The sequence below is a fragment of the Pseudaestuariivita rosea genome, assembly GCF_017592335.1.
Classification (GTDB): Bacteria; Pseudomonadota; Alphaproteobacteria; order Rhodobacterales; family Rhodobacteraceae; genus Parasulfitobacter; species Parasulfitobacter rosea.
Window position 1 is genome coordinate 1 of sequence record NZ_JACNMP010000060.1, and the last position, 8,192, is coordinate 8,192.

Here is an 8,192-nt window from a genome sequence, read left to right on the forward strand (position 1 = left end):
CGCTGGACGGGCAAACGCACGATCAGGCATATCTCAAACCGTCGCGACCAATCCCGGTGGCGGCATAACCGAGCGGAAAATCCAACTAAGGGCGGCATAACCGAGCGGAAAATCCAACTAAGATAAGGCTTGAAACTGTTCAGACAAACCGAACCACCTCTAACGTTAATACTGAAACAAACTGTTTCATATTGACCTGTACCTATCACTCTTAATTCGATTTTCTAAAGATTTGGGTTGCCAGTCGGGCTCGTTTGTCTCCGTTTTCGCTTTAATACATTAATTATTACCTTCTTGGCTGCCCAATTTTCCATGAGGCAACTTGCTAGAAAAACCCTATGCTGCGACGCCATGATCCGCATCATGCCGTAATAAATTACTGCGGTGCTAAACTACTATGACCTAACCCATAACATTGGCTTTTCCGCTCAACCCCACTAGATGCGGGGAAACAGTAAAGGAATTCAGATGTTTTCAGACCCTCTTTTCATCCTTGCTGCCATCGCCTGTCTGGTTGTGCTGGTCATTCTGACCATCGGGATCGGCGGGTTTGCGAAGGGCAGTGAGTTCAATCAGAAACACGCCAATAAGGTTATGCGGTACAGGTTGGGCGCGCAGCTGGTGGCGGTGATCCTGATTGTGGCGTTTGTCTATTTCCGTGGGGCGGGGGCGAACTGATGGTTGTTCTGAACAAGATTTATACGAAAACCGGTGATGCAGGTGAAACGGCGCTTGGAAATGGTGCGCGCGTGGCCAAGCATTCGATGCGCGTGACGGCCTATGGGACGGTGGATGAGGCGAACTCAACCGTTGGGCTGGCGCGTCTGCATGCCACGGCTGATTTGGATGATCGTCTGGCGGCGATCCAGAACGATCTGTTTGATCTGGGGGCCGACCTGTGCCGCCCGGATATGGAAAAAGATGCAGAGACCGAATATCCGCCATTGCGGGTCAGCGATGGCCAGGTCGCCCGGCTTGAGGCTGAGATCGACAGCATGAACGATAAACTGGAACCCTTGCGCAGCTTTATCCTGCCGGGCGGATCGGCCCTGGCGGCGCATCTGCATCTGTGCCGGACCGTCTCGCGGCGGGCCGAGCGCCTTTCGGTCGAATTGGCCACGATGGAGGCCATCAATCCCGCCGCGGTAAAATACCTTAACCGCTTGTCTGACTGGTTTTTCGTGGCCGCGCGGATCGCGAACAACGACGGTAAAGACGATGTGCTTTGGGTACCTGGGGCCAATCGCTAGCCACAATATCTAATAGGTCCCGGATCAAGTCCGGGACAGCACAGCCCCAGACGTCATCGCATTTATCAAACATCGATAAAGGCCCATAGACTGCAACAGTGAGTATTTTTGGAACAATGAAACGAATGTCCTGCCTTCTTCTTGGCCCAAATACTCAAACCAAATCCCACCAACAAGGCAGAACGACCGAAGTGAGGCGCTTAACGTGACACTGGACGGTCCCGGACGTGATCCGGGACCTCAGGGCCTATTGGCGCAGCAATACAGCTGACAAGGGTGCAACAGCCACATCATCGGCACGCCCGCTACCCACCCATGTTGATACGGCGGTAAGCGTCTCAGGCTTCAACTGACCGATCAGCACGACAAAGCCGTCGCGGCGGGCGCGCAGGATTGCACTGTCCAGATTGCGGCGGATGGTCATGTCTGATGCGTTGCGGTCGTCGATACTGCGGTTGATGGCAACCGATGGCAGACCTTCGCGCTGTGCAACACGTTGGGTGCTGTTTAGGCCAGATGAGACAGTGACCAGCCCGTGTCCTGTACCGTTAAGAATTTCAACCAGCTGACTGACCAGACGGGGTTGCGACTGAAACCCTTGCCCACCCGCTTCGTAAACGGCAATCGCTTCGGGCATGGTGGCGCGATAGGATTCAAAGGCGACCTCGATATCGCCAGGCTGAACCTGGCCCGGCAGGTTTGTCATCATCACGACTTCATGCCCGGCGTCGCGATAGGCCCGTGTGACTTGGGCCAGATCGTCGCGGGTGACATCAACGGCGATGGCCACTGGATTTCGCAGCTGTTCCAGTAACGACATATCGATCGGTGCGGCACCGTCATCGACCAGAACCAGTGACAGCAAAGGCTTGTTTTGCGGATTGCTGAAATCAACTGCGTTATCGGCCAGTGCCCGCCCGCTGTCGGGCATATTGGGGCGCTGTTCGGTGATTGGTTCGGCCTGAGACGGACTGCCAATCGTCGGCAGGCGATTGATCGTGATGCCAGGGTTGCGGTCCCGGTTCTGCTGCGCCTCGCCGATCAGGCGAATGCGCGGGACCGTTGTTTGGGCTTGCGGTTCAGCGGTTGCAATCTGTTCCGTCTGCGGCGCACTCGGCTCTGGCACGGCGGCTTCAGCCACGTCAGGCTCTGGCGTTTCAGCCTGGGCCTGCGATACCTCGGGCGCGTCCGGTTCTGTCTGAGGTTGGCCCTGGGCGATCTCAGGGGCCGCTTCGATAGCAGGGGCATTGGGCTGAGTCGGTTCGCTGGTCCAGGGCAGCGTGGCAGGCCTGCGGTCAACGGTGATATCGGTACCTGTTTCGGGCGCACCGGGCGCCGACGCGACGGGGCGATCCGGATTGCCCGGCTCAGCGGGTGCAGTCGGCAGATTATTCTGCGTTATGATGATGACCGGCTCTTCGATCTGCACCTCGGGTTCCTGGGCGACCGGAGGCGGCGTTGCCGAGGAAATCTCGGGGGTGATCTCAGCTATCGTCTCTTGCCCTGCGGGGGCGTTTGGTTCGGGCTCGGCTGTCTGCTGAACTGGGGCCGGTGCCTCTGGCATGGCCTCTGCCACTGTTTGCTCTTGCGGTGGTTCGGGGACCGTTGGAACAACCGGGGTCGCGACGACCTCAGGCTCGGACGGTTCTACGGGGTTCGGCAGGATTTCAATGATCGGGGCTTCGGCCACCTCGGGCGCGGCCACATCGACCTGGGGCGAGGTGGTGTCGGGCGCCTCGGCGATCACTTCGGTTTCAACCGGGGGCGGCGCTGATCCTTCGGCCACCTGTTCACCAAACTGCCGATCCGTCGGCGGCCCGCTGACCGCCGCCGCAATCACTGCACCGACGCCCACCACAGCCGCGCCGACCAACGCCCCGGAAAGAAAACCACGTGCCACGATATTATATCCTTTTTTTGCCGCTCGTGTCCTTGGCGCACCTTGACGGCGCGCGGGAACCCTGAACATTTATACCTCGACCCAAGCCTATGATGGTAGACTGTTTTTTTGCAAGGGGATCTGGGGCGAAGAAATGCTGCTTTTAATCGATAATTACGATAGTTTCACCTATAATCTGGTCCATTACCTTGGGGAACTGGGCACCGAGGTCGTTGTTCACCGCAATGACGCGCTGAATGTGCAAGAGGCGATAGCCCTGAAACCATCGGCGATTTTGCTGTCACCCGGCCCGGGATATCCGGCTCAGGCGGGCATTTGCATGGCCCTGATCGAAGCTGCGGCCGAGGTGAAAACGCCCCTGATGGGTGTCTGTCTGGGCCATCAGGCGATCGGGCAGGCCTTCGGCGGCAAGGTTGTTCAGCACCCGGAAATTGCACATGGCAAGATGGGCCTGATGCAGCATAAGGGTCAGGGGGTTTTCGCGGGTCTACCCAGCCCCTTTGCTGCGACGCGCTATCATTCGCTGGTGGTGGATCGCGACAGCTTGCCGGATGTTTTGCAGATCACCGCTGAACTTGAGGACGGCACGATCATGGGGCTGCAGCATCGGGACCTGCCGATCCATGGGGTGCAGTTTCATCCTGAATCCATCGCCTCGGAACATGGGCATGCGCTTTTGCAGAATTTCCTGAACACAGTGAAAGTCCCCGCATGAGCGACGCGATGAAGCCCCTGATTGATGCCGCAGCCCAGGGGCCTTTGACACCTGCCCAGGCCCGTGACGCATTTACGCTGCTGTTTGAGGGCGAAGCGACCCCCAGTCAGATGGGCGGTTTTTTGATGGCGCTGCGGACGCGGGGCGAAACAGTGGCTGAATATGCCGCCGCCGCCAAGGTGATGCGCGATAAATGCCATGCGGTGAAGGCCCCCGCCGGCGCAATGGATATCGTCGGCACCGGGGGCGATGGCAAAGGGACGCTGAATATCTCGACCGCGACGGCTTTTGTCGTGGCGGGCGCCGGGGTGCCTGTGGCCAAGCACGGGAACCGCAACTTAAGTTCGAAATCCGGGGCTGCGGATGCCTTGGGCATGATGGGCATCAATGTGATGGTCGGCGCTGATGTCGTCGAACGCGCACTGGATCAGGTGGGCATCGGGTTCATGATGGCCCCCATGCATCACCCTGCGATCAAGCATGTCATGCCCACACGGTCCGAACTGGGTACCCGCACGATTTTCAACATTCTTGGCCCGCTGACCAACCCCGCCGGTGTTAAGCGCCAGCTGACGGGCGCCTTTTCCCGTGATCTGATCCGACCGATGGCGGAAACTCTGGCGGAACTGGGGTCTGAGGTCGCCTGGCTGGTTCACGGATCGGACGGTACCGATGAACTGACGATCACAGGCACCAGTTGGGTGGCTGCCTTGGGTGATGGCAAAGTGACCGATCAGGAAATTCACCCCGAAGACGCCGGTCTGCCCGTCCATCCGTTTGAGACCATTGTCGGCGGCACGCCCGAAGAAAACGGTCGGGCTTTTGCCGCGCTGCTGGATGGGGCGGCCTCGGCCTATCGCGATGCGGTTTTACTGAATGCCGCCGCTGCGCTATTGATTGCGGGCAAGGTGGGTGATCTGAAAGACGGCGCCCGCCTGGCGGCTGAAAGTATTGATAGTGGGGCTGCCCGCACCAAAGTCGCCGATCTGGCGGCGCTAACGACAGAAAGTGCAGATACGTGACCATTCTGGACGACATAAAGGCCTATAAGCTGGATGAAATCGCAGCGCGCAAGGCGGAAACACCTTTAGAAGATCTAGAAGCCAAAGCGGCTCAGGCCCCTGCCCCGCGCGGCTTTGCCGACGCTTTGATTGCCGCATCGAAAACCGGTTACGGACTGATTGCCGAGATCAAGAAGGCATCCCCGTCCAAGGGCCTGATCCGCGCTGATTTCGACCCACCCGTGCTGGCCAAAGCCTATGAAGAGGGCGGCGCGACCTGCCTGTCGGTGCTGACCGACGGCCCCTCGTTTCAAGGTGCGGATGAATACCTGACGCAAGCCCGCGATGCGACCGACCTGCCCGCGCTTCGCAAGGATTTCCTTTATGACCCCTATCAGGTGGTCGAGGCCCGCGCGCTGCATGCCGATTGCATCCTGATCATCATGGCCAGCGTCAGCGACGCGCAGGCGGATGAGCTGGAAACGACCGCGATAGATCTGGGTATGGATGTGCTGGTCGAGGTGCATAACGAAGATGAACTGACCCGCGCTGCTCGTCTGAAATCGCCGCTGTTGGGCATCAACAACCGTGACCTGCATACCTTCAAGACCGACATAGAGGTCACAAAAACCCTGTCCCGCATTGCGCCTGAAGATAAAGTGATCGTCAGCGAAAGCGGTCTGAACAGCCCTGACGATCTGGCCGATATCGCCCGCTATGGCGCGCGCTGTTTTCTGATCGGTGAAAGCCTGATGCGACAGAAAGATGTGGCGCAGGCCACGCGCCGTCTGCTGGCCAATCCGCTGACCTCGGCGGGGGCGGGTCTATGAGCCTGACGCATTTCGACCAGAAGGGCGACGCGCATATGGTCGATGTGTCGGACAAGGCCGTCACCGACCGCATTGCCATCGCCAGCGGTCACGTGAAGATGGCCGAAGAGACGCTGAACATGATCATGTCGGGCGATGCCAAAAAGGGTGACGTCATGGGCGTGGCGCGGCTGGCCGGGATCATGGGCGCCAAGAAAACCGCTGATCTGATCCCGCTGTGCCATCCCCTGCCGATCACAAAGGTCGCGGTCAAGATGTCATATGATCTGTCGCTGCCCGGTGTCCGGATCGAAGCAACGGTCAAGACCACCGGCCAGACGGGGGTCGAGATGGAGGCATTGACGGCCGTGTCGACCGCAGCGCTGACGGTCTATGACATGGTCAAGGCTGTGGACAAGGCCATGGAAATCGGCGGCATCCGCGTGATGCTGAAAGATGGTGGAAAATCAGGCCGGTATCAGGCAAATGATCACCGTTGATCAGGCGCTACAGAAGGTTTTCGCGCTGGCCGACACCCTGCCGGTTGAAATGGCGGACTTAACCCAGGCCGCTGGCCGTGTGCTGGCGCAGGATGTAACAGCGGCACGCAGTCAGCCGCCCTTTGCGTCCTCAGCCATGGACGGCTACGCAGTGCGCAATGCTGATGTGATCCCCGGTGCGGTTCTGACAGTAATCGGTCAGGCGGCGGCGGGTCATGCCTTTGATGGCGCAGTTGGGCCGGGTCAGACGGCACGGATTTTCACCGGCGCACCGCTGCCCACAGGTGCAGATCGGGTGATTATTCAGGAAGATGTCCAGCGCGATGGCGATCAAATCACGCTTGGCGATAACCTCGATGTGCTGCACCACGTCCGCCCCCTGGGCGTTGATTTCAAGGCCGGTGATGTCTTCCCCGCCCCGCGCCGCTTGCGCCCGGCGGACGTTGCGCTGTTGGCCTCAATGAACGTGGCGGCGGTCCCGGTGGCGCGCAAACCGGTTGTTGCCCTGATTGCCACAGGCGACGAACTGGTGATGCCCGGCGAACACCCCCGCGACGACCAGATCATTGCATCGAATAACTTTGGCCTGAAGGCAATGATCGAGGCCCAGGGCGCCGAAGCCCGCCTGTTGCCCATCGCGCGGGATACCGAAGCATCGCTGCAAACCGCATTCGATCTGGCCAAGGGCGCGGATCTGATCGTGACGATTGGCGGGGCGTCCGTGGGGGATCACGATCTGGTCGGCCAAGTCGCGCAGGACCGGGGGCTAGAACGTGCGTTCTACAAGATCGCCATGCGTCCGGGTAAGCCGCTGATGGCCGGAAAAATGGGCGAAATGGCGATGCTGGGGCTGCCGGGCAATCCGGTGTCCGCCATGGTGTGCGGACATATTTTCCTGTTGCCCTTGCTGCGCAAGATGTTGGGATTGGGCGAAAAACCTGCGTCGATGCAACCGATGCGACTGGCCGAACCGCTTAGCCAAAATGGCGCCCGTGAACATTATATGCGCGCGCGTATCACGGATGATGGCGTTGTGGCCTTTGATAGCCAAGACAGCTCTCGCCTGCGGATTTTGTCCCAAGCCGATGCGCTGATCCGTCGAGCCGTGAATGATGGACCGCGCGAGGCAGGCACGCTGGTTGACGTTCTGATGCTATAGGACTTGACACAAAACAAGAACATGAATAGAACATACCCCAAACACGCGCCAGAAACGGGGTTTGCCATGTTGACGAAAAAGCAATTGGAACTGCTTGAATTCATTCACAAACGCGTCCAACGCGATGGTGTGCCCCCTTCTTTCGATGAAATGAAAGAGGCATTGGACCTGCGATCAAAGTCCGGCATCCATCGTCTGATCACCGCTTTGGAAGAACGTGGCTTTATCCGCCGCCTGGCCCACCGCGCCCGCGCGATCGAAATTGTGAAGCTGCCAGACTCGGTAACGGGCGGTGGGTTCAAGCCAGTGGTGATTGACGGCGACAAGCCGGATGTGCCACCCCCCGCCAATGCGATGCCGGTTGATGTCCACGCGGTGGAACTGCCCGTCATGGGCCGCATTGCCGCCGGTGTCCCGATTGAGGCGATCAATCAGGTGTCACACCGCGTTGCCGTGCCGGGCCAGATGCTAAGCGGCAAAGGTGAACACTATGCCCTTGAGGTTAAAGGGGATTCGATGATTGAGGCCGGGATCAATGATGGTGATGTCGTCGTGATCCGCGAAACCTCAACGGCCGATAATGGTGATATCGTCGTGGCGCTGGTCGAAGATCACGAAGCAACGCTCAAACGGTTCTATCGCCGCGGCGGCAATGCAATTGCGCTAGAGGCGGCCAACCCCGCCTACGAAACCCGTGTCTTCCCGGAAGATAAAGTAAAAGTGCAAGGGCGTCTGGTTGGTTTGATCCGGACTTACTGAACATGGGCTAGGTCACACACTCATAAATTTCTAGCGGCGTTTGTGGATTGCTGATTCACTGTCTGAAAAGAGGAGAGCAGCATGGCGCAGCGCGCTACG

At 58.9% G+C, this 8,192-nt stretch carries 9 protein-coding genes; 8 read left to right on the forward strand and 1 reads right to left on the reverse strand.

Annotated elements, in window-relative coordinates; translation table 11 throughout:
* The first annotated feature begins 468 nt into the window (after positions 1-468).
* Positions 469-678, forward strand: coding sequence for a twin transmembrane helix small protein (locus H7848_RS19175; RefSeq protein ID WP_208354545.1), 210 nt, complete (start codon positions 469-471; stop codon positions 676-678).
* Positions 678-1,250: a cob(I)yrinic acid a,c-diamide adenosyltransferase gene (locus H7848_RS19180; RefSeq protein WP_208354546.1), complete on the forward strand. Its 573-nt coding sequence runs from the start codon at positions 678-680 to the stop codon at positions 1,248-1,250. The genes H7848_RS19175 and H7848_RS19180 overlap by 1 nt, the downstream gene beginning before the upstream one ends.
* A 247-nt stretch (positions 1,251-1,497) precedes the next feature.
* Here the strand turns inward: H7848_RS19180 and H7848_RS20285 are convergent, their stop codons facing one another.
* Entirely contained in the window at positions 1,498-3,150 is a 1,653-nt protein-coding gene (locus H7848_RS20285; RefSeq protein ID WP_208354547.1) for a divergent polysaccharide deacetylase family protein, read from the reverse strand.
* Positions 3,151-3,283: 133 nt separating this feature from the next.
* On the opposite strand from H7848_RS20285, the gene H7848_RS19190 reads away from it, so the two are divergent.
* The 6 genes from H7848_RS19190 (at position 3,284) to lexA (ending at position 8,093) form a co-directional block, all read left to right on the forward strand.
* Entirely contained in the window at positions 3,284-3,865 is a 582-nt protein-coding gene (locus H7848_RS19190) for an anthranilate synthase component II (protein ID WP_208354548.1), read from the forward strand.
* Positions 3,862-4,887 (forward strand): anthranilate phosphoribosyltransferase, encoded by a 1,026-nt coding sequence (gene trpD, locus H7848_RS19195; protein ID WP_208354549.1) that lies wholly within the window; start codon positions 3,862-3,864, stop codon positions 4,885-4,887. The genes H7848_RS19190 and trpD overlap by 4 nt, the downstream gene beginning before the upstream one ends.
* Positions 4,884-5,696 (forward strand): indole-3-glycerol phosphate synthase TrpC, encoded by an 813-nt coding sequence (gene trpC, locus H7848_RS19200; RefSeq protein WP_208354550.1) that lies wholly within the window; start codon positions 4,884-4,886, stop codon positions 5,694-5,696. The genes trpD and trpC overlap by 4 nt, the downstream gene beginning before the upstream one ends.
* Complete coding sequence (gene moaC / locus H7848_RS19205; protein ID WP_208354551.1) at positions 5,693-6,175, forward strand: cyclic pyranopterin monophosphate synthase MoaC; 483 nt, start codon at positions 5,693-5,695, stop codon at positions 6,173-6,175. Before trpC ends, moaC begins: the two co-directional genes overlap by 4 nt.
* Positions 6,162-7,334 (forward strand): molybdopterin molybdotransferase MoeA, encoded by a 1,173-nt coding sequence (locus H7848_RS19210; RefSeq protein WP_208354553.1) that lies wholly within the window; start codon positions 6,162-6,164, stop codon positions 7,332-7,334. Before moaC ends, H7848_RS19210 begins: the two co-directional genes overlap by 14 nt.
* A gap of 66 nt (positions 7,335-7,400) precedes the next feature.
* Positions 7,401-8,093: a transcriptional repressor LexA gene (gene lexA, locus H7848_RS19215; RefSeq protein WP_208354552.1), complete on the forward strand. Its 693-nt coding sequence runs from the start codon at positions 7,401-7,403 to the stop codon at positions 8,091-8,093.
* Positions 8,094-8,192 lie beyond the last annotated feature (99 nt).

What these genes read in the sequence shown, in the direction of transcription:
- H7848_RS19175 (WP_208354545.1), top strand. Translation starts at nt 469, where the DNA reads ATGTTTTCAGACCCTCTTTTCATCCTTGCTGCCATCGCCTGTCTGGTT.
- H7848_RS19180 (WP_208354546.1), top strand. Translation starts at nt 678, where the DNA reads ATGGTTGTTCTGAACAAGATTTATACGAAAACCGGTGATGCAGGTGAA.
- H7848_RS19190 (WP_208354548.1), top strand. Translation starts at nt 3,284, where the DNA reads ATGCTGCTTTTAATCGATAATTACGATAGTTTCACCTATAATCTGGTC.
- trpD (WP_208354549.1), top strand. Translation starts at nt 3,862, where the DNA reads ATGAGCGACGCGATGAAGCCCCTGATTGATGCCGCAGCCCAGGGGCCT.
- moaC (WP_208354551.1), top strand. Translation starts at nt 5,693, where the DNA reads ATGAGCCTGACGCATTTCGACCAGAAGGGCGACGCGCATATGGTCGAT.
- H7848_RS19210 (WP_208354553.1), top strand. Translation starts at nt 6,162, where the DNA reads ATGATCACCGTTGATCAGGCGCTACAGAAGGTTTTCGCGCTGGCCGAC.
- lexA (WP_208354552.1), top strand. Translation starts at nt 7,401, where the DNA reads ATGTTGACGAAAAAGCAATTGGAACTGCTTGAATTCATTCACAAACGC.